General features: G+C 44.2%; 16 protein-coding genes and 3 pseudogenes. 8 read left to right on the forward strand and 11 right to left on the reverse strand.

The window, feature by feature from the left end:
* Nucleotides 1–31 precede the first annotated feature (31 nt).
* Both IUA53_RS13995 and IUA53_RS14000 read right to left on the reverse strand, forming a co-directional pair.
* Nucleotides 32–3,073: an efflux RND transporter permease subunit gene (locus IUA53_RS13995; RefSeq protein WP_024024121.1), complete on the reverse strand. Its 3,042-nt coding sequence runs from the start codon at nucleotides 3,071–3,073 to the stop codon at nucleotides 32–34.
* On the reverse strand, nucleotides 3,070–4,155 hold the full coding sequence (locus IUA53_RS14000) for an efflux RND transporter periplasmic adaptor subunit (RefSeq protein WP_196897286.1): 1,086 nt from the start codon (nucleotides 4,153–4,155) through the stop codon (nucleotides 3,070–3,072). Before IUA53_RS14000 ends, IUA53_RS13995 begins: the two co-directional genes overlap by 4 nt.
* On the opposite strand from IUA53_RS14000, the gene IUA53_RS14005 reads away from it, so the two are divergent.
* The 3 genes from IUA53_RS14005 to IUA53_RS14015 all read left to right on the forward strand — a co-directional run bounded on the left by IUA53_RS14005 (nucleotide 4,139) and on the right by IUA53_RS14015 (nucleotide 6,044).
* Entirely contained in the window at nucleotides 4,139–4,807 is a 669-nt protein-coding gene (locus tag IUA53_RS14005) for a TetR/AcrR family transcriptional regulator (protein ID WP_196897287.1), read from the forward strand. The genes IUA53_RS14000 and IUA53_RS14005 overlap by 17 nt on opposite strands.
* Nucleotides 4,808–4,896: 89 nt before the next feature.
* On the forward strand, nucleotides 4,897–5,268 hold the full coding sequence (locus tag IUA53_RS14010) for an MbcA/ParS/Xre antitoxin family protein (RefSeq protein ID WP_013785949.1): 372 nt from the start codon (nucleotides 4,897–4,899) through the stop codon (nucleotides 5,266–5,268).
* Nucleotides 5,269–5,336: 68 nt separating this feature from the next.
* Nucleotides 5,337–6,044, forward strand: coding sequence for an RES family NAD+ phosphorylase (locus IUA53_RS14015; protein ID WP_013785948.1), 708 nt, complete (start codon nucleotides 5,337–5,339; stop codon nucleotides 6,042–6,044).
* A gap of 15 nt (nucleotides 6,045–6,059) precedes the next feature.
* Here IUA53_RS14015 and IUA53_RS14020 read toward each other — a convergent pair whose 3' ends face one another.
* The 4 genes and pseudogenes from IUA53_RS14020 to IUA53_RS20315 all read right to left on the reverse strand — a co-directional run.
* Nucleotides 6,060–6,302 carry a hypothetical protein gene (locus tag IUA53_RS14020; protein WP_013785947.1) on the reverse strand — a complete coding sequence of 81 codons (243 nt, stop codon included), beginning with the start codon at nucleotides 6,300–6,302 and terminating at the stop codon, nucleotides 6,060–6,062.
* A 325-nt stretch (nucleotides 6,303–6,627) separates the two neighbouring features.
* The gene (locus tag IUA53_RS14025; protein WP_196897288.1) at nucleotides 6,628–7,899 is read right to left on the reverse strand and encodes an IS4 family transposase; all 1,272 of its coding nucleotides are present in this window, start codon (nucleotides 7,897–7,899) and stop codon (nucleotides 6,628–6,630) included.
* The gene (locus IUA53_RS14030) at nucleotides 7,859–8,107 is read right to left on the reverse strand and encodes a hypothetical protein (RefSeq protein ID WP_001083547.1); all 249 of its coding nucleotides are present in this window, start codon (nucleotides 8,105–8,107) and stop codon (nucleotides 7,859–7,861) included. The genes IUA53_RS14025 and IUA53_RS14030 overlap by 41 nt, the downstream gene beginning before the upstream one ends.
* Nucleotides 8,108–8,266: 159 nt before the next feature.
* A pseudogene (locus tag IUA53_RS20315) lies at nucleotides 8,267–8,524 on the reverse strand (IS21 family transposase); the annotation flags it as partial.
* A gap of 140 nt (nucleotides 8,525–8,664) precedes the next feature.
* Here IUA53_RS20315 and IUA53_RS14035 point away from each other — a divergent pair.
* A pseudogene (locus IUA53_RS14035) lies at nucleotides 8,665–11,645 on the forward strand (Tn3 family transposase).
* 354 nt (nucleotides 11,646–11,999) lie between these two features.
* Nucleotides 12,000–13,004: an alpha/beta fold hydrolase gene (locus IUA53_RS14040; RefSeq protein WP_196897289.1), complete on the forward strand. Its 1,005-nt coding sequence runs from the start codon at nucleotides 12,000–12,002 to the stop codon at nucleotides 13,002–13,004.
* A gap of 287 nt (nucleotides 13,005–13,291) precedes the next feature.
* On the opposite strand, the gene IUA53_RS14045 is transcribed toward IUA53_RS14040, so the two are convergent.
* On the reverse strand, nucleotides 13,292–14,194 hold the full coding sequence (locus IUA53_RS14045) for a LysR family transcriptional regulator (RefSeq protein WP_196897290.1): 903 nt from the start codon (nucleotides 14,192–14,194) through the stop codon (nucleotides 13,292–13,294).
* 165 nt (nucleotides 14,195–14,359) lie between these two features.
* On the opposite strand from IUA53_RS14045, the gene IUA53_RS14050 reads away from it, so the two are divergent.
* The 3 genes from IUA53_RS14050 to IUA53_RS14060 all read left to right on the forward strand — a co-directional run bounded on the left by IUA53_RS14050 (nucleotide 14,360) and on the right by IUA53_RS14060 (nucleotide 17,989).
* Nucleotides 14,360–15,534 (forward strand): IS3 family transposase gene (locus IUA53_RS14050; RefSeq protein ID WP_085929716.1). Its coding sequence is split into 2 segments (ribosomal slippage): nucleotides 14,360–14,630 and nucleotides 14,630–15,534, totalling 1,176 coding nucleotides; the frame shifts between segments, so codons are not numbered across the junction.
* Between the two features lie 127 nt (nucleotides 15,535–15,661).
* Complete coding sequence (locus IUA53_RS14055) at nucleotides 15,662–16,873, forward strand: acyl-CoA dehydrogenase family protein (RefSeq protein WP_071978692.1); 1,212 nt, start codon at nucleotides 15,662–15,664, stop codon at nucleotides 16,871–16,873.
* A gap of 51 nt (nucleotides 16,874–16,924) precedes the next feature.
* Nucleotides 16,925–17,989 (forward strand): patatin-like phospholipase family protein, encoded by a 1,065-nt coding sequence (locus IUA53_RS14060; RefSeq protein WP_071978693.1) that lies wholly within the window; start codon nucleotides 16,925–16,927, stop codon nucleotides 17,987–17,989.
* Nucleotides 17,990–18,386: 397 nt separating this feature from the next.
* Here IUA53_RS14060 and IUA53_RS14065 read toward each other — a convergent pair.
* The 4 genes and pseudogenes from IUA53_RS14065 to IUA53_RS14080 form a co-directional block, all read right to left on the reverse strand.
* A pseudogene (locus IUA53_RS14065) lies at nucleotides 18,387–20,036 on the reverse strand (AMP-binding protein).
* 43 nt (nucleotides 20,037–20,079) lie between these two features.
* Nucleotides 20,080–20,499, reverse strand: a complete 420-nt coding sequence (locus IUA53_RS14070; RefSeq protein ID WP_071978694.1) for a c-type cytochrome — start codon at nucleotides 20,497–20,499, stop codon at nucleotides 20,080–20,082.
* 24 nt (nucleotides 20,500–20,523) lie between these two features.
* Nucleotides 20,524–21,972, reverse strand: coding sequence for a flavin monoamine oxidase family protein (locus IUA53_RS14075; RefSeq protein WP_071978695.1), 1,449 nt, complete (start codon nucleotides 21,970–21,972; stop codon nucleotides 20,524–20,526).
* A gap of 224 nt (nucleotides 21,973–22,196) precedes the next feature.
* Nucleotides 22,197–24,560, reverse strand: a complete 2,364-nt coding sequence (locus tag IUA53_RS14080) for a TonB-dependent receptor (RefSeq protein ID WP_071978696.1) — start codon at nucleotides 24,558–24,560, stop codon at nucleotides 22,197–22,199.
* Nucleotides 24,561–24,784 lie beyond the last annotated feature (224 nt).

Consider the following 24,784-nt stretch of genomic DNA (forward strand, 5'->3'; position numbering starts at 1 on the left):
CAGGCTATCAACTCTGCAGATAGTGAACGACTCAATAGTCACTGACTTTCACTTTGAACAACCATGCATAGAGCGCTGGCACAAATAGCAAGGTAATCAGCGTACCCACAGCGACACCGCCAATCAGCACATAGGCCAAGGGTCCCCAGAACAGATCCAGAGCCAGCGGAATAAAAGCCAGCACCGCCGCCAGAGCGGTTAGTACCACCGGACGGGAACGCTGCACCGCCGCCTCAACCACAGCGGCACCCGCCTGCATACCAGAATCGAAGTTATCCTGCACCTGTTGCGCCAGTATCATGGTGTTGCGCATTAAAATACCACTTAAACCGATCAACCCCAGCAGCGCGGTAAAACCAAACGGCTGGTTAAACAACAGCAGTGCTGCCACCGCTCCTACCAACCCGAGTGGAGCCGTCGCAATCACCACAAACGTGCCGGTAAATGAGCGCATCTGCAGCATGATGAAAATCAGCATAAGCGCCAGCATAAGCGGTTGCAGCTTCTGGATGGAGCTATCCGCTTTGCCAGACTGTTCAACCGATCCACCTATATCGATACGATAGCCCGGTGGTAATTCAGCAAGCAGCGACTGCATGTCAGCCCAGATCGCATGGGTCACGTCAGGTGGCTGGGCTCCTTGTACATCGGCATGTACAGCCAGAAAGGGTTCACGGTTATAGCGTTTTATCACCGGATCTTCATAGCGGATACTCAACTCGCCCAACTGACTGAGCGCCACCTTGCGCCCATCCGCTGTCTTAAGCTCTAGCGCCTCGGGTAACAGCCCCCCTTCGCGTGCACTGCGCGCGATCACCTGTACGCTGCGAACATCCTGACGCACATCGGTGACATTAAAACCATTGAGTTGAAACGCCAGTTGCTGCGCAACCTCGGTCGGCGTCAGTCCCATTAACCGCAGACGGTCAGGGTCCATATCCAGATAGTAGGCGGGTGTACGCTCATCCCATTCCAGGTGCGGCATCACGGTATTGGGATGCGCCGCCATCAGATTACGCACCTCGTGAGCGATGGAACGCAAGACTTCAGTATCCGGGCCCAGCACGCGAAAGCTGACAGGCCAGATAACCGGCGGTCCAAATAGCAAACGGGTAACGCGTACCCGTGCTTCAGGAAACTCACCTGCCTCCAGGTGACGATTCATCTCCGCCATAATACGATCACGAGCACCGGCATCATGGCCTATGGCAATGATCTTGGCAAAGGCCGGATCAGGCTGTTCAGGGTTAGCCGAAATAAAGAATCGAGGCGCACCCGCACCGATATAGGATGACAGGCTTTTCACTTCGGGCAGCGTTTCCAATATGGCTTCGAGGCGTTTTACCGTGGCTTCTGTCGTGCCGATTGCACTGCCCTGCGGCAGGTTAATATCGATCAATACCTCTGGACGGTCTGAACCTGGAAAAAACTGCTTTTGTACCAGCGTTGCCATACCCACACCGCTGAGTATCAACAACATCAGTGTCGACAGCACGACCGTTTTACGATAACGCACACAGGTGTTTACCACGCCTCGCAGATACTGGTAAAAACGTGTTTGATAGATATCTCCAGCCTGATGCTGAGTATAGGATGGCAGCAGCTTCACTCCCAGATAAGGCGTAAAAGTCACAGCCACCAGCCAGGAAACCAGCAGTGCAAAGGCCATCACCCAAAAGATATTGCCGGCATATTCACCCACACCTGACTGGGCAAAGCCGATCGGGACAAAACCCGCTACCGTCACCAGCGTACCAAACAGCATAGGGGCGGCCGTCACACTCCAGGCATGACTGGCCGCGCGCACCCGCTCCCAGCCCTCTTCCATTTTAACGATCATCATTTCAATGGCGATGATGGCATCATCCACCAGTAACCCCAGGGCGATAATCAAGGCACCCAGAGTGATACGATCCAGATTGATCCCGGTAATTTTCATCAACAGGAAGGTCAGGCCGATGGTAACGGGGATGGCAATACCTACCACCAGACCCGCACGAAAGCCAATCGCCAGTATGCTGACAGCCATAACGACCAGCACCGCCACCAGAAACTTGATCTGAAACAGATCAACGGCCTGACTGATCGCTTCGGTCTGATTGGTCAGCATATGCAAAGACATACCCAGGGGTAACGCGGCCTGTTCAGCATCAATAAAGGCCGTCAGACGCTCACCAAACTCCAGGCCGTTCTGACCGGCCTGCATCACCACCCCCAACAATATGGCCGCTTCACCATCCGCCCTGATCATATAGGAGGGAGGATCTTCGTAACCTCGCCGTATATCTGCCAGATCAGACAGCTTTAACAGATGGTCTCCCACACGTATCGGCAAAGCAGCCAGTTGATCAAGGTCCGCCAGATCAGCATCCACACGCAGGTAGGCGCGTGGCCCGTCCAGGTCAACAAAGCCAGCTGGCATCATACGATTACTGGCTTCAATCGCGGCAAAAATCTGCTCTGCTGACAACCCCAGGTTATTCAGGCGGTTCATATCAAAGTCGATAAACACCCGCTCACTGCGCTCGCCCAGTAACAGCGCTTTTTGCAGGCCAGGCACACGCTGTAAACGATCACGGACAGATTCCGCTTCACGGGTGAGGCTGTGCATCGGCATACCCGGTGCCGTCAGTGAAATCAGCGAGAAATACACATCTGAAAAATCATCATTAACGATCGGACCTATGACCCCCGCAGGCAGACTTCCGGCTTCATCCAGCATGCGCTTACGTACCTGATAAAACAGATCAGGCACCCTTTCACTGGGTGAAAAGTCCTCGAACTCTATCTGTAAATCGGCCCGACCCGGACGTATCGTGGTTTCAATTTTATACAGGTACTCCACTTCCTGAATGCGTTTCTCCAGACGGTCAACAACCTGATCCTGTAACTCGGTCGGTGTGGCACCGGGCCAGATAGCCGACACCACCATCACCCGTACAGTGAAGGATGGGTCTTCGGCACGCCCCAAAGATGAAAACGCATAGACACCGGCAAAGACAGACAGGAGAAGAAAAAACAGGGTTACCGAGCGTTCACGCACTGCCAGGGCTGACAAATTGGGAAAATTCATCGCGCCTGCTCCCTGACCTGCATGCCCGGCGTTAATAAATGCGTGCCCAGCGCAACAATGCGACTACCCTGCGTCAGGGAAGCGCGAATACGGGCATATTCCTGGCTCAGCTCCAGCACCTCCACAGGCACAGGCTGCACCTGCCCCTCAACTACTTGCCAGACCTGAGCGCCTTGACTGCGTTCATCCAGTGCGCCCAGGGGCACACTAAAGGTTGTCTCCTGCAGTGGCTGGTCAAGCCTGACCTGTACCACACTGCCCAGACTTAAGGCATCAGAGCGCGACTCAATACGATAACGTGCCCGCCAACTGCGACTGTCAGGATCAGCCGAGGCTGCCATCTCCCGCAAAGTAATCGCTAATGATTCACCATCAATCAACAGGCTACCAGACGCTGGAGCATCCTCACCTTCAGGCAGATATACCTCCGCTTCAAGTGAGCTATCGTCAATCAGAGTAGCCAGAGCCTGCCCCATGATGACCACCTGTCCTGGCTCAGCTGTCACGGCATTCAGTATGCCCGCTTTTTCAGCACGCAGTTCAGCATAATCCACAGCATTACGTGCCTGCTCCAACACAGCATTAGCCGCCTGATGACGACTGATGGCTTCACGCAGTGTCAGCTCATAACGCTCCAGGGTTTGGCGGCTGACAAACTGGCCGTCTACCAGTGTTTGTTGACGATTCAACTCGCTGCGTGCAATTGCCAATGCCGCTTCAGTCGTTTTCATGTCAGCTTCAGCCACTCGCACCGAGGCTAACAAATCACGCGGGTCCAACTGGAACAGCAACTGCCCCGCTTCGACCCGCTGACCCGCATCAACATAGCGCTCCAGAATACGGCCCGAAACCTGAAAGGCAACGGGTGTTTCATAGCGCCCTTTTACTGTGCCGGATAGCTTCAGAAAAGCAGAAGAGGCATTACTCACTACCAGAGTTCGAACCCAGGGAGCCGCAGACTGAGGTGCATTGGATGCACCATTATCTGGACTACAGCCCAGCATTAACAGCACAATAGCCATAAAGAATAAGGGTCTATGCATGGTAATCGACTCAAAAATAACTATGATTAATGAACGCAATCGTACACTAATTAAAATGGATAAAAAAGTGCCTTGTAAGTCACGATCGGGACGACCTGTCGATCCCAGCAAAGAAGTCGCTATTCTGGATGCCGCCACAGAACTTCTGTTCACCCAGGGCCCAGCTAAATTCTCGATAGAAGCGGTCGCACGTAAAGCGGGCGTTTCAAAAGTAACGGTCTATAACCGCTTTAACGAAAAAAACACACTGATCGAGGCCATCATTCATCGCCAGTGCGATAGCTTGCTTCAACACCTGGTTATCGAACCTGAGCAGGGCCAAACACCTCGGCAAGCACTGCATGACTTTGCACTAAACCTGGCACATTTCGTACTCAGCCATGAACACCTCAATTTTCTGCGTTTGCTGGGCAGCCTGCACGAAGTAGACCGGGATCTACTGCACAGCATGTACAACAACAGTGTTCAAAACGCCTTAGACACCTTGAGCGGCTGGTTAAAAATACAACAAGAGGCAGGACGTATAGAGTGTACTGATACTGAGCATGCCGCCGAGTTGTTTTTGAGCATGCTTGCAGGACTGGACATAGTGCGTGCCTTGCATCAACTCCCACCCAGACAACCTGGTGAGGAAATCAACAGGCATGTTGACGCTGTTGTGAAGCAGTGCTGGAGGCTGTGGCAGAGATGAAATGTTTCATTTAGTAAAACTGATTACCATTTTGCTTTATTTGCATCTAAAATAAAGATCAAAAGTTAGATCCTGGAGTGAAAAGCAAGATGACTGCACAACTAAAGCAACGACCAGACCCAGCTGTTGTCCTGTCAAAAGCACTACTTAATGCATCCAAACAGCTGACACTCAAGCAAGATGAGCTGGGCAAGGTGATTGGTGTGCATAGAACCGCGATAACACGCTTAAAGCAAAACCTGGACCTGAGTCCCGACAGTAAACAAGGTGAACTGGCCCTGCTGTTGATCAGAGCCGCCCGGGCACTATTTGCACTCACCGGGGGTGACCAGGCCTGGATCAAACATTTCATGCGCTCACAGAACAAGCTTACTGGCGGTGTTCCTGCTATACAGGTACAAACTGTTCAGGGACTTATGCGTGTGGTGACCTGCCTGGATGCGATACGAGGCAAGGTGTAACCATAATCTGGGCTGACTGTAACGGCGAAGCCTGCATCAGACCCATTGAGGGGTTGTTATACCGCCTGGTGGAAAATCAGGAACAAGTCGCCACACTAGGCTATGTGGACACACTCGAAGAACAGGCGGTGCTTGAAGAGTTACTTGAAACCTCAAAACCCGACTATCCTGATACCTACCCAAACACCCTGCACTACCTGCTCAAAACACCTTTTCGTTATCCTCCCTTACACTGGGGATCTCGATTTGGCCGTATCCATGAACCTAGCCTGTTCTACGGCGGAAAATCACTTGAAGTAACCCTGGCAGAATCCGCCTTCTACCGCTTTGTGTTTCTCCGCTCAATGGAAGGAACGGCACCTGCGGCAAAATTGAACACCGAGCATACGCTGTTCACAGTGGGTTATAAGACCGATAAAGGTATCCAGCTTCAACAGCCACCCTTTAGTGCATTCACGGCAGCATTGCGCCACCGCACTGAGTACTCCCTGACTCAAGCATTAGGCACCAACATGAGAGAAGCTGGAGTAGAAGCCTTTGAATATCTATCGGCCCGTTCAGCTCGTGATGAGCTGTGCGCAGCCCTCTTTACCCCCATCGCCTTCACTGACCAGGCGCCGCAATCCAGAGAAAACTGGTTTTGTGAACTAACCCAGGAACAGGTAACCTTTAAAGCAATGGGCTCCCAACAGGTCTTCAGCTTTTGTCTGGAGGAGTTCTCTGTTAACAGGCTGTTTCCTATGCCAGCCCCATCCGCACCACGGAACCCGGTATGATTAACCCAGCGTCATTTACACATCCATACCAATTAAAGAATCAATTCCTTCATCTCTGATGGTCGCCTTAACTTCATCCAGTGCGGCTTCCTCTGTATCGAACTCATCTTCCCAGACTGTCGAAACACCCGATTCATCAATCACTTCAAGAATCCAGCCTCCCGTGTCGCCACGGTAAATATCGACCTGAACAGTTTTACCCTCAGCCGTCAGCTCCTGGCTTAAAGCACTCATTTCAACTTCAAAATCATCTTCCATCTACAACCTCCAACGTGGGATTTTCAATTCATTAGGCTTTTACCATAAGGTATGTGCCTGCACCAACCATAAAACCGCCAGCGGTCTTTTTAACAACGCCTGGTGCTCTGCCCTTAGTCCAGGACAGAATCCTGCTGGCGAAATACGCATAACCCAGTTTAACACCACCGACTGCAACGACAGTCAACACAATAATCGTTGCAATGTCTGACGTGGCGATAGTCGTCAGATCGACAAATGCAGGAAACAAGCTTGCATAGAAAAAAATGGCTTTTACATCACCGAGAGTAATAACTCAAGTTTCGGAGTTCAGTTTAGCTTAAAATCAGTACTCATCACCAATAGATTTGGCTTCTAGCCTCAGCGTGAAGGTATCCATTTGCATGACTTGCATAAAGAACTCCTGAACCGTTTTGTCTATTTGGTTCATGATCTCTTGGGCGACGCTGACTCCATATAGCTTGCTGAGCTCATCAAGCGCTCCCGATATCAGCGCTCTAAAGATAACCCAGAGTCGGCTGGCAAAATCTAAGGTGCACAGACTGTTGATCATGTCGTTACGACTATAACTCAGTCGAGCGGCACCTTCCTCGTGTTGAGTCAATAGCAGCAAGCAGAATCGCAGAGCCGTTAAATGGATGGAGGCGATATAAGCACTGTAATGTGTACTCTGCTCTTTAAGGAACCCAAGCTTTTGTTTCGCTTCCTTAAAGTACACTTCGATTCCCCAGCGTAATGCATAGATTTCGAGTATTCTCTCATCACTGAGGTGAGTGTCGGTGGATAAAAACAAGGCCCAATCATGCTTTCCAGCACGCTGTTTTTCTTCGTTAACGCCACGTACAAACAGCAGCTTGACCTTGATCCAGTGATCAGGTGCATCGAGGGTTTGTGCTAAGTTTAACTCAACGGTGATCGCCTTAGACTGGTATGGCCTGCCCTTAACCTTCTGCCATTGGCCTTTGATGTGATGTTGGTATAGCTCAGCCGCTGTTGAGAGAACCTTGTCACTACCGGCCACGCGGTAACTCATTTTATTTTTCTTCATACGGACAATGGAGACTAACGATTGCGCTTCCATAAAGGCCAGCATGGACTTACTGGCAAACCATGAATCGGCTAAAAAATACTGTGCATGAATGCCGGACCGATCGGCTCGCTTAATCATGCCATGGACCATCTCCGGTTTAGTCATTGACTGCGCATCACGATAACGTTTTGCGGCGATACTGCGACCATCGGCAAAGGCTTTGGTCAGAGGTTGTGATTTAACTCGACTGATATAGAGTTCGCTATCTAAAGGGATAAATTGCTTTTCAGTCGCCAGCCCTAGGGTCAGGATTTGCTGCCCCATCACACAACGACCATTGAGGTGATCAAAGTGGCTAGAGATGCCTGGCATGGTTTTACCGCGCCGTGTTTTAACAGAATCATCAACAACATAGGCGCGTATGGCGCTGTGGTCAGTCAAACTGATGACGGTCTTCGCTGTTTGAAGGTGCAACTTGCGCCAATCCAGATCTTCCCGATTAAGAAGATCATAAAGGGCATCCTTCTTAGTGATCGAGAAGCTTTGTAACGACTCCTTTGAAAACATCGTTAAGCCAGACCCAAAGCAGTAAAAGGTACACTACATCACTGACGGGTGATCCTGAACGCTTTGAAAACCGCGCTTGTTTCAGCAGTCGATTAAAACCGATGCGCTGCCATGCTTTGCTAAACAGATTATCCACTTGAACATCGTGGCGGCTTAAATACTCAGCGGTGAGCGATGGCAAAACAGAAGAGGTTGTGTCAGAATTCATACATAGCCTTGGGTGGGTGTTTTGTTTTGTCTAGTTAACTAACATTATACCACGAAAAGGCTATTTTTATTTATATTATTCAGTAACTTAAGCTGTATTTTTTGCTGTTTTTGAACCCCGAAACTTGAGTTATTAATCATTCGTTTTTCCTTTGCGTAATTAGTGATAGTACTTGGCACCGCGAACATTATCGTGACTGAGGGGAAGGGAAATCTGCTTGTCTGCATCGCCATCTTCCATGGGCAGGTTGTCTAAACCTTTGCTGAGAATTGAGGCAATGTTTTTGTACGTAATAGCGTTAATATAATGTGCGCGACGACAGGCGGCTTCGAGCCTTTCCTGGCCATACTTCTTTGTCAGGTTAAGTAAACCCAGGCAAGCGCGATAACCGTGTTCGGGGTGACGGCGACCAGCAAGTTGGGGTTCTAGGGATTTTCCCCTCTAAAGTAACATAGAACGCTACAGGTATTATATTATATGGTCTGTGGCGGTGGGTTACCTTCCAATATTCTGCCATCTTATATAAACACCATCAATCATATTGGCGTTTATTCATCATGGCAATTAGTAATGAACTCTCGATTCTGACTCAGGCAGAACAACGAGACTTGTATTCAGCACCTCAGTTTTCTATTGAGGAACAACGTTTGTATTTTTCGCTAAACGATGTAGAACAGGCCGAATGCCGTACTATCAGGCTTACTAAACATCGTTGTTATTTCGTGGCGCTTCTGGGCTATTTTAAATCTAAGCCAGTGATCATTGCTCCGAGTTTCCGTGATATCAGTATCGACATGCAGTTTATTGCCTCCCAAATTCAAAGAGGTAAAGGGATCAGGCCTTTCAGTGTCAGTAAAATGCAGCGTGACCGTATTTACTCAAGGATACTGCGTCTACTTAATTACATTAAGTGGAATGAAAAACAGCACCTCAATGCTCTGTGCCACCACCTGGTTTACATTGGTCATACCTGGCTGGAGCCTCGACACCTCTTTGATGCGCCCATTGAATACCTTGCCAGCCATAACATTGCCATTCCTAAGTACTCCGTGCTTCAAAGACTGATAAGCCGCACAATGCAACAGGTCAGAAAAGACCTGACGCTCCAACTGAATCAACTTACCAGTAATGAACTTAACGTCTTTCTGGACAACATAATCACTACTAAAGACGACGGGCTGAGTCTGAGCCATCTCAGGGGTGGTGCCAAAAGTCTGACCGTGCCTGAGCTTAAAAAAGAGCTCGCCATTTACCACCGGTTAGCACCATGGCACACGCAAATAAATGACGTTGTGGACAGGCTCAATCTGTCGCTAAAAAATCGACAACACTTCAGCGGCCTTATTGATTACTACGGCAGTAAAGTGCGGCGCTTCAAACGCTCACAGCAGCACCTGTGGTTACTGTGTCATCTGACAGAGCGCATGCAACTTGCACTGGAGCGCCTGACGGATGGGTTTGTTTACCATATCCGAAAACAACAGGAAGCCGCCAACGCCTTTGCACAACAAGCAGTGTTCCTGTCCTGGCAGTCAGCTGCGGACAATGTCACGAAAGCGGCAGAGCTACTTCACCTGTTTGTTGACGAGAATATTGATGACAATCAGCCCTTCTCAGTAGTCAGACAACAGGCATTGAAGGTCATGAATGACAGGGATATCCAGACCCTCTGCCTTTACCTGAAAAAACAGAAACGGACCGTGGAAGAGTACCAGTGGCAATATTATGACGAACAACGAAACCTTCTGGAACAGTTGTTAAGACCAGTGTTCCTGTGCCTTGAATGTGAGGCCGGTAAAGGCTCAGAAGCCGTCGTCGCCCAACTTCAAAAGATGCAAACGGAAATTGTATCCGGTGAATCACTGATGACAATGGATACGTCGCTTATCCCCAAAAAGCACCTCCCATGGCTGGTGAAACAGGATAACGTTAATCCGCAACGTTATGAATGGCTGCTCTACCGGCAGTTAACTTCACGACTGAACGGACGTATTTATCTGTCAAATGTCACCAAATACCGGGCACTGGAAGACGACCTGATCCCCCAAACATCGCAGGATGCACTGCTGGAGTCATCAACGCTGGACAGACTAAAACAACCTGTTGACGCATTGTTACAGGAGAAACAACATCGACTGGAAAGCGCGCTCAAAGACGTGGCGTGCCATATTGATGAGGGAGATAATCGCAATGTAATCATGAAAAATCGCTCGGGCACCCGCTGGCACCTGCCAACAAAAGGCGCTACATCTCTGGTCAACAATCCCTTCTTTAAGCGAATGCAGCCAGTCGGTATCGCGGATGTACTGCGGTATGTAGAGCGCGAAACCGGGTTCATGAAATGTCTGACTCATGTACTTCCGATACAAAAACAAGGGTTCACTCATCAGGATGATTTACTGGCCATTCTGATTGCCAACGCCACTCACCGTGGTGTGTATGGCATGGCGCAGATCTCCGATCGAAGCTATGAACACCTGAGTACGGTGCAGGCCAACTATATCCGGCCTGAAACGCTGCATGACGCCAGCGACGTGATCAATAATGCGGTGCAGCGCTACCCATCTTCCGCCACTACCATATTCAGGAGGACCAGCTGCATGCCAGTGCGGATGGTCAGAAATTCGAAACGCATCTGGAAACGTTTAAAACCCGGTATTCCTCGAAGTACTTCGGTACCAATAAAGGGATCACGGCCATGACCCTGGTCGCCAATCACAGCGCGCTGAATGCACGGATAATCGGCTCCAACGAGCATGAATCACACTATATCTATGATCTGTTGCAATCCAACAGCAGCGATATCAAACCTGACGTACTCTCGACAGATACACACGGTGTCAATCACGTCAACTTCGCTTTATTGGATCTATGCGGCTACAGCTTTGCACCGCGATACGCGCAATTTAACAGCGTCATCAACGATCTGTTTGAGGTGACTGAAAATGAACAATGTAACACCATACTGGCGCTAAAGAAGCCTATCAGAACGAATGTTATTACAACGGGATGGCAAGATATCAGGCGTATTGTTCTGTCACTTCAGACAAAGCGGACGACACAAGCAATGCTGGTGAGAAAGCTGTCTGGTTACCCTTCTGGACACCCAATATTACAGGCTCTGACGGAGTATAATCGACTGGTTAAAGCGCAATATTTACTTGACTACATCGACGATGCCAGTTTGCGGCAGTATGTGCAACGTGCCCTGAACCGGGGAGAAGCATGGCACTTCCTTAGACGAGCCATTGCGTCGGTGAATGGTGATCAGTTCCGTGGCAAAAACGAGTCTGAAATCGCTATCTGGAATGAATGCGCAAGATTGCTTGCCAATGCGCTCATCTACTTCAACTCCGCGATACTGAGTCATCTTCTGGGACACTTTGAAGCGAGAGGAGATGAAGAGAAAGCGGGTATCACTCGTGCTGTTTCGCCCGTTGCGTGGCAAAATATCAACTTAAGCGGGACGTATAACTTCACCAATACCGGAAAATTGCCTGATATTAGTGAAATTACGAAGCCAATCGTGGATGATTAAGCTTGGAAACGAAAGTAACCCACAGCTGGAGGCTATATAATACAAAGCCTGTAGCATTCTATGTTACTTTAGAGGGGAAAATCCCTAGAACCCCACTCTCATTGATCTTTATCGGTACGTAAACTAAAAGCTAATTCAAAAAAAGCCGCCACGTTAAAGTGATAAATGGCCGATTCTATATGACTAATTGCTACTTTTCAGGGATCGTTCAAACACATTCACTTACAAAGGTATGTCAAAATAAATATCTAATCGCCATTCACCACAGATATCCTGCCGTTAAAAACTCATACATAGTATTTGATATCAAATTACTATTAATTAAACCCGCGTCACACGTATTAAGTTTAAAAAATGAGTCATCAAGAGAGTCGTAATGAATTAAAAAATATTTTAAGAAACATAGGTTTATTTACAGCACTATTAAGCACTTTGTTAGCTAGCGGGTGCAACACAGAAGGCGCAGCAGAAGGATTAGTACCAGACACTCAACAATCTATTCATCCTGATGAAATGTGGTGGAATATTCCAATACCAGATCTAAGCCAGTCACAAGAAAAGCCACAAATAACGTTAAATGGCAATAACGTCATTATCTTGCAACGAGGCGAAGATTATACTGAATTAGGTGCGCAAGGGTTTGATGAAGTTGATGGCGACATAAGCACACAAATTAATATCAATCATAGTATCGATATTAATACTTCTGGAGATTATATCGTTCGATATACATTAACCGATAGCGACAGTAATGATGCCGTTGAAGTCAACCGCTTGGTTCGAGTTTACCAAGATAAACCCACCCCACTTACTCAACGCCCAGTATTAACGACTCAGTCAAATTTTGGCTATATTGAGCACCTTCCTAATGATTATGGTATTGATCCAGATAAAAAATACCCGTTAATTATCTTTAACCACGGTAATGGTGTTAATGCATCTCCCCGTTCAACGACAGATCCTGAAGCAGCGCTTGCTGCCGTAGTGGATAACGGCGGACCAATTACCATGATAAAAAACAACAAATGGGATGAAAACTTACCTTTTATCGTATTAACTCCCCATTTTGGCTTTGTTGATGGTATTGATAATGTATTTCGCTTTAATGCTTTCGTTGATTATGCGCTTCATACATACAATGTAGATAAGGACAAAGTATACATGACCGGCTGGAGTCAAGGAGGCTTAGCAAGTTATGATTACGCCGTTAAGCACCCTGAAAAAATTGCTGCAATTATTTCAGTTTCTGGTGGTTACCCATACGGTAGCCAAGTCCCAAACTATTTATGTGGTATTGAAACAATACCAATGTGGTTATTTCACGGTAACAATGACGAGGTAGTAAGCCCATGGTACTAGTACTGCTGGATACCACCGTATTATTGAAAATTGCCAACCAACAGTTTTACCAAAGCTTTCACTTATTGATGGCGCTGGTCACGAGTTACATCACAGTATATTTGATTTAAGCGGAATGGCAGGTGGCGCGCAAGGGTACGTATTTGATACTCGATACGATGAGTACGATCAAAATATTTATGACTGGCTGCTAAGCCACTCTAAATAAAAGTGTTTGATAAAAGCATTTGTATTCGTTAAAGGCTAACAGCGTGGTGTTAGCCTTTTTTGCGTATCAATTTACTCTGTTATTTATATTCAGTTTCAACTGCACTGGTAACCTTATCCCTTAGCCACAAATTTGCCGGGTCTTTATCGACATTTCTATGCCAATAAATATGTACATCTAACGGAGGTAATTCAACGGGCATTGGTTTTACCACTATAGGTAAGATACCACAATACATCCTGGCAGACTTTTCCGGTAAAGTGAGTAACATATCATTATCCATGATCACTCGGCACGCAGATAACAAGTGTTGGCACCTAAGTCCGACTTTACGTTTTATGCCTAAGCGCCCTAGTTCAAAGTCTTCTAAGCTAGGACCTGATGCTCTTGTAGAAACAAGAACATGCGTATATTTAAGATATTCTTCTAGGGTAAATGGCTCTTTAAAGATCGGGTGTTCCTCTCGTGCTACAACAACTAAGCGATCTTTTTTTAATTGCTCATGCATAACGTTATTACTCACGGGTAGCAGAATATCGATGGCAATATCAATATCTCCACTTGCTAACTTATTTTCCAATTCACTTCGTTTTACACGTTTACTGGTAAAGTTAATATTTGGTGATTGCGTTAATATGCTTTTGGTAAAAGACGGTAGATATGACGCTTCTAACGAACTATGCATAGATACTGAGACATACTTACGTGACGTAGAAGGCTCAAATTGCCTAGATTGATACAAACTCCCTTGAAGTTGGTGCAACGCTTCTCGAACATCAGCAATCACATTTTTCGCTAATGCAGTTGGCTGCATTGCATTTCCTTGCCTAACAAAAAGCTTGTCATCAAAATGCGCTCTTAGTTTAGCTAATGAATGACTTACGGCAGGTTGTGAAAGATTTAATGCTGACGCTGCTTTACTTATGTTGCCTTCACAATAAATAGCCTCAAAGACCACAAACAAATTAAGATCTATCTTCATCACACGCCTTTAACATAACTAAACCGACACCTACCAGTTAACCAATCAGCTAACCACTTTATTACCATCTACTTAACTGTATTCATAATTCGAATACTTGAGGTGGTTTAATTGAGTTGACCAGTCCAGTTAAGGATATAATTGAACTTTAGCTGGAGAAAGTAAATGGCCGGAAGAAAGCGGTATACGAAAGAATTTAAACTGGATGCTGTGAGCCTGGTGCTAGACCAAGGTCACACGCGCTCTGAAGTCGCAAAAATGTTGGATGTGAGTCAGCAAATCATTGGCCGCTGGGTCAAAGAGTTTCAACAAGATGATGACGGCCATGCGTTCAGAGGAAACGGTAAACTGACGCCAGAGCAGGCAGAAATCAGAAAGCTGAAAGCACAGGTGAAACAGCTTGAAATGGACAAACGCATCCTAAAGGAAGCATCTGTATTCTTCGCCAAAGAAATGAAGTGAAATACGCGTTTATCGCCGAGCGAAAGAATACCTATCCTGTTGATCGGTTGTGCCGGTTACTAGGCGTAAAGCGCAATGGGTTTTATAGATATATGAAAACTCAACATCAACCTACAACGGATGATGACAAGCGAAAAGAAATAGTAGAATGGATGCACAAGATTGCCAAAGCCAGTGAGCATAGTTATGGCAGTCGACGGATGCAAAAAGCACTGAATTGTTTGGGCTATCCTATTGGTAGGCGTCTTACACGCCGACTGATGAAAGAAGCAGGCGTGCAAGTTCGCTACAAGAAAAAATATAAGGTCACGACAAACAGCAACCACACGTTACCAATATTTGACAATGTGCTCGACAGACAATTTGATGTTGATGCACCCAATCTAGCTTATGTGCAGGATATTACTTATATCTGGACACAAGAAGGCTGGTTATATTTGGCCGTTGTTATTGATCTTTACTCAAGGAAAGTCGTTGGCTGGAGTATGGGTTCAAGAATGAAAGCTAAATTAGTATGTGATGCGCTAACGATGGCGATATGGCAGCGGAATCCAAAAGCCGGATTGGTTGTCCATTCAGATCGCGGCAGCCAATATGCGAGTGCAGACTATCGGCGCTTGCTTAAAGGACACCAATTTGTTGGCAGTATGAGTCGAAAAGGTGATTGTTGGGATAATAGTGTTGTTGAGAGTTTCTTCGGTAGCTTGAAGCAAGAACTGGTGCATTGGAAGCAATACCAAACTCGTTATGAAGCACAGCAGGATATGCTGCGATACATCACAACATTTTATAATCCTGAACGGTTGCATTCGTATCTAGATTACAGAAGTCCAAATCAATATGAGGCGGACATGAAGAAATTGAAAAAAGTAGCTTAACTGGGTTGGTCAATTTTGGTTGACCACGTCAACTAACAGATAACTAATATTCATTTGTGTAATTAACGTAGCACAAATAGCATGTCCATATACATAAGTTAAAAGACAAATAACTACAGGAATAATCATGGATTTTGAATATAGCGATAAAGTAAAACAATTAATGGCAACGTTAACTGCTTTTATGGATGAGCATGTTTACCCGAATGAGGCGTTATATCAGCAACAAGTTGAGCAAAATCCTTGGACAACCCCAGCCATAATGGAAGAGTTAAAAGCCAAAGCAAAAAAAGCAAAGTTATGGAATTTATTCTTACCTCTATCTTACGGAGACTATAGCCCAGGATTAACAAATCTAGAGTACGCGCCTTTAGCTGAGATTATGGGTAAAGTATATTGGGCACCGGAAGTATTTAATTGCAGTGCACCTGACACGGGCAATATGGAAGTATTAGCTAAATACGGCAGTGAACAACAAAAACAACAATGGTTAGAGCCACTACTAAGCGGCGATATTAGATCGGCATTTGCCATGACAGAGCCTGATGTCGCTTCAAGTGATGCAACAAATATAGAAACTCGAATTATTCGAGATGGTGATGAGTACGTTATCTCTGGCAAAAAATTCTATATTAGCGGCGCATGTCGAGAACAATGCAAAATTTTAATCGTCATGGGTAAAACAGACCCTGACAATGAAAACCGCCACATACAACAATCGCAAATCCTCGTTCCTATCAATACACCAGGTGTTAACATCACTCGTCCAATGAAAGTATTTGGTTATGACGACTCCCCTGAAGGACATGCAGAAGTGATTTTTGATAATGTGCGGGTACCCGTTGATAATATCATCGCAGGTGAAGGTCGCGGCTTTGAAATCGCACAAGGACGATTAGGTCCTGGACGTATTCATCACTGTATGCGATCAATTGGCGCTGCACAACGCGCACTCGAGCTAATGTGCCAACGAGCAAGCAACCGAGTAGTGTTCGGTCAATCGATGATAAAACAACAATCTGTTCGTGAAGATATCGCTAAATCGGCGTGTCAAATTGAACAAGCACGTTTGTTAACGCTTAAAGCGGCACAAAAAATGGATACTGTGGGAAATAAAGCGGCAAAAGACCTTATTGCAATGATTAAAATTGTAGCCCCAAATGTAGCGCTTGATGTCCTTGATAGAGCAATTCAAATACACGGCGCGGTAGGAGTAAGCCAAGATACTTTCTTAGCACATCAATTTGCAGGACAACGCACTTTGCGACTAGCAGATGGACCAGATCAAGTACACATGATGCAATTAGGTAGAAACTTAGCTAGACACTACAGTAAGTAATCGTGTAAAAAGCTTGCATAACGTATTGTTGAATAAATAAAACTGAAATTTATGTTAGAGATTTACGCCGGAGACACCGCGTTAAAAACAATTCAAGAACGTGGGTTTAGCCAAGAACTATTCAACACCTTTCTTGGCGCTAGTGGTGGTCCGAAATGGTTCACATTATTTGGTTTAGACAAATACGTTTTTGGCGAATTTTTTAACTCGAGAACAAATCCTCTTAATATTATTGGCTCTAGCGCAGGCGCGTTTAGAGCCGCATGTTTTGGTCAAAATGATCCGGTTGCTGCAATATCTCGTCTTGCTGAAAACTATTCACAAGCGCGCTATGCCACAACCAAACCAACTGCAAGTGAGATTTCAGTATCTGCTCAGGAAATGCTTGATTACTCATTAGGTGATAATGGCGTTAAAGAAATTATCCATAACCCAGTGTTTAGATCACACTTTATCGTTGCCAAGTGCCGTGGTTTAGTTGCAAGAGAAAATAAAGCATTACAAATACTAGGGCTAACCAGCAGCTTTATTAAAAATAAAATTTCACGACGCCTATTATCAGGTCAGTACCAGCGCTTTATCTATCAACCACAATCAAGTGATTTAGCCATATCAGATCCTTCCGGCTTTACCACACAAATAGAATATTTAACACAAGATAACCTTCGTGGAGCGCTATTGGCTTCAGGTTCTATACCCTTAGTCATGTCAGGTATTGAAAACATCCCAGGATCGCCAAATGGCATGTATCGAGACGGAGGCATCATTGACTATCACTTTGATATCAAAGTTCATAACCCAGGGTTAACGCTATACCCTCACTTTAGCGCCAATATAAAAGCAGGATGGTTTGATAAAAACTTAAAGCGAAGCGTACACCAAGAAAATTATCAAAATACGGTCGTTATCTGCCCTTCAAAAGCGTTTATACAATCACTGCCTAATCAGAAAATTCCAGATAGAACTGATTTTTCCGATATTGAAACTGAACAACGTATAAAGAATTGGCAACACGTGCTCAAACAAAGCGAGCAACTAGCAATTAGTTTTGATGAATTTATGAATAAGCAAAAGCTAGACAGAATAAAACCGATGAGTGATCTAATACGTAATTAAGTGAACAAATCCGATTGTTCAATATAAACCTTCACAACGTTATTGATTGCGTTAAAGCTTTAGCCAATAAAAATGCCTCAACACTTAACTAAGTGCTGAGGCATTTTTTAAAAGTTACTAGGGCGTGTTGATCTTTCAGGGTTACTTTTGCAACTGTTTGTTTGGTATTTATACAAGGCAGAGCCTTTGCCGTGTGGTTATTCCACATTAAAAGGTGAAAACCTAGTAGAAATGCCAAACAAACGTTGTCATTTGGATTCATTTAAAAGCGATTTACTCTTTGTTGTAGCTCTCGCATATAGAATAACTATACATTGCTCGCTACGCCGCGATTAAATCGCTTTTAAAAAGAACAAAATTTAATCTCGAAAGATCAACACGCCCTAAAACTAGCTACTTAGCTAGCTAGTTCTTTAACCATCATTTCTCGCATTTCAATTTTGCGGATTTTACCGGTAACCGTCATCGGATATTCACTGACAAAGCGCACATAACCTGGAATTTTAAAGTGAGTAATCTGCCCTTGACAGAAGTCTTTAACTTCGTCCTCTGTCAGCTGTTCGCCATCTTTGATTTGTACCCAAGCACACACTTCTTCTCCCATTTTATCATCTGGTACGCCAAACACTTGAACTTCAGAAATTTTAGGGTGTGTATAAAGAAACTCCTCTACTTCTCGTGGATAAATATTTTCACCACCACGAATTACCATGTCTTTTATGCGTCCTGTAATACGAACATAGCCATGTTTATCCATAGTGCCCAAATCACCTGAATACAGCCAGCCATTTTTAATCGTTTCTGCTGTTTTCTCTTCATCGTTCCAATAATGAGACATTACCGAATAACCACGGGTACAAATTTCACCTTGCTCACCGATAGGCACAACTTTTCCATCGCCATCAACAATTTTAATTTCCACATAGGGAATAGCTCGGCCTACTGTTTGTGTTCGATTTTTCAAACTATCATTTGGTAAAGTCATATGATTTAATGGGCTTAACTCTGTTTGACCGTAACCAATTAATACGTTTTCCATATGCATTTTATTAATGATGTTGTTCATTAACTCTTCTGCACATGGCGCACCCGCAATAACGCCTGTTCTTAATGAGGTTAAATCATATTGTTCAAAATTAGGATGTTCTAATTCCATCACAAACATGGTTGGCACACCATGAAGCGCAGTACAACGCTCTTTATGAACAGCTTCTAGTGTCGACTTTGGATCAAAAGCATCATTAGGAAACACCATAGTTGCGCCTTTAGTAATACAGGCCAACACACCTAACACCATACCAAAGCAATGATATAGAGGTACAGGGATACACAGTCTGTCTTTATAACTAAACTCCATACCATTAGCCGTGTTATTGCCGTTATTTTAAATATTATTATGGCTTAAGGTTGCCCCCTTAGGATAGCCTGTAGTACCAGAAGTAAACTGGATATTAATCGCATCATCAGGCTGTAATTCAGAACCTAACTGTTCAAGAAATTGATAGTGCTTTTGCTCTCCTTTTCCACAAACTTGTTCAAAATTGAACATACCTGAACATTGCTCGGTGCCCATTCGTATTACAGTAGTTAAATGAGGAAGTTTAACCGCTGTTAACTGACCCCGTTGGCAAGTTTTAAGCTCAGGAGCTAATTCATTTAACATATCCAAATACCGAGAACTTTTAAAAGATTCTGCGGTAATGATCGCCTTACATTCCACCTTATTTAGTGCGTACTCTAATTCGTGTAGGCGATATGCTGGGTTAATACACACCATAATAGCGCCAATTTTAGCTGTTGCTAATTGAGTCAGTACCCATTCGTAGCTATCTGGACCCCAAATAGCTACGCGATCACCTTTTTCTATACCTTATGCAAGCAAGCCTGTTGCAAGGCGTTAAACTTGTGTTTTAAGCTCCTGATATGTCCAACGAATACCTTGATGTAAAACAACGAGCGCTTCATTTTCAGGATATTGATTAACGACCTCATCAAAGCAATGACCAATTGTTTGATAAAGCAATTGTCCAGAGCTTTCCCCTGTCATATAACTTTGAGTTAATACTGCCAAAATATTTACCTTTAATGATTTACTGTTGTCCTAAATAGCAAATAATGGCATCTCTTTGTGCCTGTTTTTTAATGCCGCTAAAGGGCATTGTTGTGCCTTTAACCATGTCTTTTGGTTTTTTAAGAAATTGCGATAAGTTTTCTTTGGTCCAAGTAATATCACTATTTTTCATTGCTTCTGAGTAATAAAAACCTGGCTGAGTACCCGCCTTTCTATCGATAACTTGGTGAAGAGATGGTCCCATTTTATGGACCCCCTCTTTCACATCATGGCATGCGATACATTTGTTAAACTGCTTTTTAGCTTGCTGTAAATCACAGTTTTGCGCACTAGTAACACTTGAAAATAACAGCGTAACGGTCAGCAAAGAAAACTTTGATTGCTGTTTATAGGCTTTTTGAGCCGTTGCTAACAAGCTGGATTTATTAAATAACTGCATTGTTTTTCCTCTACCGGCTTAACACTAACTGTTTAATAAGTCGTTAACTTTTCGTGCAGCTCTTGCGCCAGCGGCGATAGCACCATCAATAGTGCCACGCCAGCCTTCGCCATGATCCCCTGAGGCAAAGAAAACACGTCCCTGCTCTTTTTGTAAATCTTGGTAGTATTTATTTAACCAACCAGTTTGATAAATACCCCAAGTCCCCATTGAATATGGATCGTTATTCCAATCATATGCCATAGTGCTTTGTACTTTAACGTCAGGAATAAGTAGTGATAACGCTTCTTCTATAGCCTCGTCATCGTAGATATCTAATTTTTCTGGATCATTACCAAAGGCAACTAAGATGGTGTAATCTTTCGCTTGTTGGTAAGTCATAGCAAAGTTAATCGCTCGACTTGGCGCAAGTGACGCAACATTACCGATATCGCCTTTAACTTTAATATACAGCTTAACACCACTGCCTGGGGCACGCTCTTTTGCTACTTGGTGCACCGCTTTAGGGAGTGCTGGTTCAAAAGCTACTTGCGTAATGCTATTCATTGGTAAGGTGCTAATAACACTGCCGCAAGTGATTTTTTCATTACGGACTGTTGTTACGACAACTTTATTACCTTTGTCTTGAACAGACTTAACTGGTGTCGATAAACGCACTTCTGGTTTACCATCATCTATCATTTTTTCAATTAAGCTATTAGTGCCATCGGCTAATTTAAAGCGTGTTGTTGAATCCATAAAGGTAGCAAAACAGCCACCACCGACTAAGTGATAACGCATCACATCAATATAAGACATTTCCATCGGAGAACGATGACCGACAACTTCTATCATGCATTTATTAAAAGCATGTTGCAGTGGCGTAAAACCATTTTGATCGAGAAAATCAATAGCGTTAACTTTGTCAGCAGCAAGTGCAGCTTCTTTGTTATAAAGGATATCGTACGGGCGAGGAACAATTTCACGTGCTCTAGCATTGTACTTTTCCCAACCGGCAATAATTTCACCGAACTGCTCAAGGGTTAACGCATTACGCTTACCATTTTCTTCAACAACAAACATTGCCTCTGCCGCTGCACCCGGTGTTTCTTTGATTTTCATGCCATAACGCTCAATTTCAGCCCAAACAAATGGCTGTGTGTTATGTACCCAAAGACCACCTAACTCAACAGGGTCGCCATCGAGTTCACTAGCGAAAGTACGTCCACCTAAACGATTACGAGCTTCTAATACGAGTACGCTTTGGCCGTTCTTTTTCGCATCTCTTGCGGCTGTAACCCCTGCATAACCGCCACCAATCACTACTACATCATAATCAAACTCTGAATTAGATGAACTTGGTTTAGCATCGTGTGCATTGGCCGTTGTTGATAACGCAGTACCCGCAGCAACTACGGTCGTTGCACCTATGGTTGCCGCGCTCTTTAAAAACTTTCTTCTGTTTAAGTTATTTACGTCATCATTTTTTGACATAAGGTTTGCTCCGAATTTGATTCATTAATCTGTAACACCTTCTAAAAACAATCTGCAATCACTAAACGTATAAAATGTTTATTGGAAAGATAGATATCTAGCAATTACATAAATAGGTAACTACTACATCCTATTTAGTAATTTAGATAAAAGGATGATTACGACTGGTAAAATTAATATTTAATGAAATAAAGGAGTTAGCTTAAATGCTAACTCCTTATCTTTTAAAAGTTTACAGTTAGCTCAGCACCATAACTTACTGGTTGCCCGTAATGGGCCATTACGCCGCCAAAGCCACTTAAGTCGAATGCTTTAGTAAGATACTCTTCATCAGTTAAGTTTTTACCCCAAATGGCAATCTCATAACCTTCATCAGGTGATGTCCATGTCACTCTAGCATTTACAACTGCATACGCATCTTGAGCAATAGCTTCTGTATTGTGAATATCAAAATAGTATTTATCAGACCAAGTCCCATCGACATGCCAATTAATAGAGCCAGAATCGCCCAGTGTTTGGTTATAATCTAAACCAATATTGGCGTTGTATTCAGGGCTTTGTGTTAACTGATTACCAGATACATCAACACCACTAATAACACCGCCATCAACTTCAGTATCTAAGTAACCAAAGCCCGCTCTTAGCATTAAATCGTCTGTTAACGCTGCGGTAATATCAAACTCTAAACCTTTAATGGTTGAGCTATCGATATTTTGTAACGTTTGCGCCGCTGTGTTTGGATCAACATTAATAAACTGCTGTCCTTCGTAGTCGTAATAGAAAGCTGCACCATTAATTCTAAGTTGACGACTTAAAAAGTCCGCTTTAAAACCAAGCTCAAAGGCATCTAAGATTTCAGGATCTACTGGCGCAGCTTCTGATGGGTCGTTAAATGACTGACCGTTAAAGGCACCAGAGCGATAACCTCGATTGTAACTTACATACACCAGATCACCTGTTGACAAGATATGATCAACACTTACCTTGCCTGACCATTCATTCTCATCAATTTCATCTTCTGGCAATAGCTCTTGGGCGATAGTTGGCACAACTAAAGTACCGTCACTGCCGTAGTAGCCTGCGTTGAAATTAGATAACTCAATAACATCATTTGTTGAGCGAGCACCAAATCGAAGCTTGGTATCTTTAGTTAAGTCATAGCTACCATCAAAATATAAACCTAAGCTCGTTTTTTCTTGGGTATAGTCATTTTGTAAACTACAACCTAAACTAGCAAATAAGCCTAAGCTTGCTCCTTCCGTTAATAAAGCCTCTTCAACTTGTTGACCATTTGGCGACATCTCTAAACCGAATGCCGCAGCGAGAGGATCGTAACAATCAAGGTAATCTAAGTTACCATCAACATTTAAATCTAAATCTTGAAATAAACTAAGGCTTGTCGGTGCATCAATTTCTTCTTTTGATACGAATGCACCAACAATGTAATTAAATGGTCCATCTAAGTTGCTAGTTAAGCGTAAATCTTGAGTAAACTGGGTGGTATCGCCTGAAACTACCACACTATTGACCTGATTCGGAGAGCCATCACCTTCTGGAATAGTAATATCGCCACTATCAAAAGAAGTGATTGACGTTAAGCTGTATTCATCACTTACATCCCAAACAATATTTAGTGATGCGCTACTATTTTCAATTTCACGTTTTAATACATGGTCTTCTTGAATTTCATCGAAATCTTGCCCTTCGGGTACAAAGTAAGAATTTTGTGGAGCCCCTTCAGGTGGTGTTACACCAAATAACGCAGGCAAACCAACTTCAGCGTTATTAAATAGTTCATAATACCCTGCGCCATAACCTGCTTCACCCGGAATATTGGTATATGCGTAGTTGTACGGATTTGCCTTACTTGCTGCAACTTTTAGCGTGATATCTACATCATCAGTGGGCAAATAATTGAAGGTTGCTCTAGCTGCCCACTCATCTATCGCATTACTGTCTGCTGCACCTGGGAATGAGTTTTTCTTCCAACCGTCCATTTCAGTAAAAGTACCGGCAACACGTACCGCTAATTTATCTGATAATTCAGTTTCGTACGCGCCTTTTACTTCTTTACGATTATTGTTACCAATACCCGCTGTTAAATAGCCACCTGTATCCCAAGATGGTCCTTTAGTAATAAAGTTAACTAAACCACCGGTAGAGTTTTTACCAAATAATGTACCTTGTGGCCCTCTTAACACCTCAATTCTTTGTAGATCGAACATTTGACCACTTTGTAGAGAAGGGTTGCCTTTGTAGACTTCATCGACATAAATGGCAACTGAGCTCGATTGGTTAATACTGTAATCATCCATTGAGATACCACGTATCGATATTACAGGATAACTATCTCCACCGGGTGTAGAAATTTGCATATTTGGGACTTGTGCTGAAATCTCTGTGGTATCTCGTATTTTTAGATTTTTAAGTTCATCAGCACTTAATGCTGAGACAGAAACAGGTATAGATTGTGCGTTTTCTACACGTTTTGTAGCTGTCACTTCGATTGTTTCTATCTCTGCCGCCTGAACTGTTGTTGCTAGTGATACGGCTGCTGCAACCGCTGAGAGGTAAAATTGTTTGTTCATGTCACTTTCCCGTTTTATTTAGCAGACCTAAATTAAAATGTAATTTTTATTATCGAGACCAAGACTAAATGAAAAAATAGATATACCTGTTGACTATTAACGCCAAAAAATTACCGTAACACGCCACCAAATAGACATATTACGCCTTACGATTGACCTTTTAAGCCATTTAAGAACAATATAGTTTATTTTTATTAATAAAAGCCTTATAAAAATTATGCCTA

It is taken from the genome of Alteromonas sp. B31-7, assembly GCF_015767655.1.
GTDB lineage: Bacteria > Pseudomonadota > Gammaproteobacteria > Enterobacterales > Alteromonadaceae > Alteromonas > Alteromonas australica.

Excerpts from the sequence above, each read along its gene's own strand:
- IUA53_RS13995 (WP_024024121.1), bottom strand. The coding sequence starts at position 3,073 with ATGAATTTTCCCAATTTGTCAGCCCTGGCAGTGCGTGAACGCTCGGTA.
- IUA53_RS14005 (WP_196897287.1), top strand. The coding sequence starts at position 4,139 with ATGATTAATGAACGCAATCGTACACTAATTAAAATGGATAAAAAAGTG.
- IUA53_RS14010 (WP_013785949.1), top strand. The coding sequence starts at position 4,897 with ATGACTGCACAACTAAAGCAACGACCAGACCCAGCTGTTGTCCTGTCA.
- IUA53_RS14020 (WP_013785947.1), bottom strand. The coding sequence starts at position 6,302 with ATGGAAGATGATTTTGAAGTTGAAATGAGTGCTTTAAGCCAGGAGCTG.
- IUA53_RS14025 (WP_196897288.1), bottom strand. The coding sequence starts at position 7,899 with ATGTTTTCAAAGGAGTCGTTACAAAGCTTCTCGATCACTAAGAAGGAT.
- IUA53_RS14030 (WP_001083547.1), bottom strand. The coding sequence starts at position 8,107 with ATGAATTCTGACACAACCTCTTCTGTTTTGCCATCGCTCACCGCTGAG.
- IUA53_RS14040 (WP_196897289.1), top strand. The coding sequence starts at position 12,000 with ATGAGTCATCAAGAGAGTCGTAATGAATTAAAAAATATTTTAAGAAAC.
- IUA53_RS14045 (WP_196897290.1), bottom strand. The coding sequence starts at position 14,194 with ATGAAGATAGATCTTAATTTGTTTGTGGTCTTTGAGGCTATTTATTGT.
- IUA53_RS14055 (WP_071978692.1), top strand. The coding sequence starts at position 15,662 with ATGGATTTTGAATATAGCGATAAAGTAAAACAATTAATGGCAACGTTA.
- IUA53_RS14060 (WP_071978693.1), top strand. The coding sequence starts at position 16,925 with ATGTTAGAGATTTACGCCGGAGACACCGCGTTAAAAACAATTCAAGAA.
- IUA53_RS14070 (WP_071978694.1), bottom strand. The coding sequence starts at position 20,499 with ATGCAGTTATTTAATAAATCCAGCTTGTTAGCAACGGCTCAAAAAGCC.
- IUA53_RS14075 (WP_071978695.1), bottom strand. The coding sequence starts at position 21,972 with ATGTCAAAAAATGATGACGTAAATAACTTAAACAGAAGAAAGTTTTTA.
- IUA53_RS14080 (WP_071978696.1), bottom strand. The coding sequence starts at position 24,560 with ATGAACAAACAATTTTACCTCTCAGCGGTTGCAGCAGCCGTATCACTA.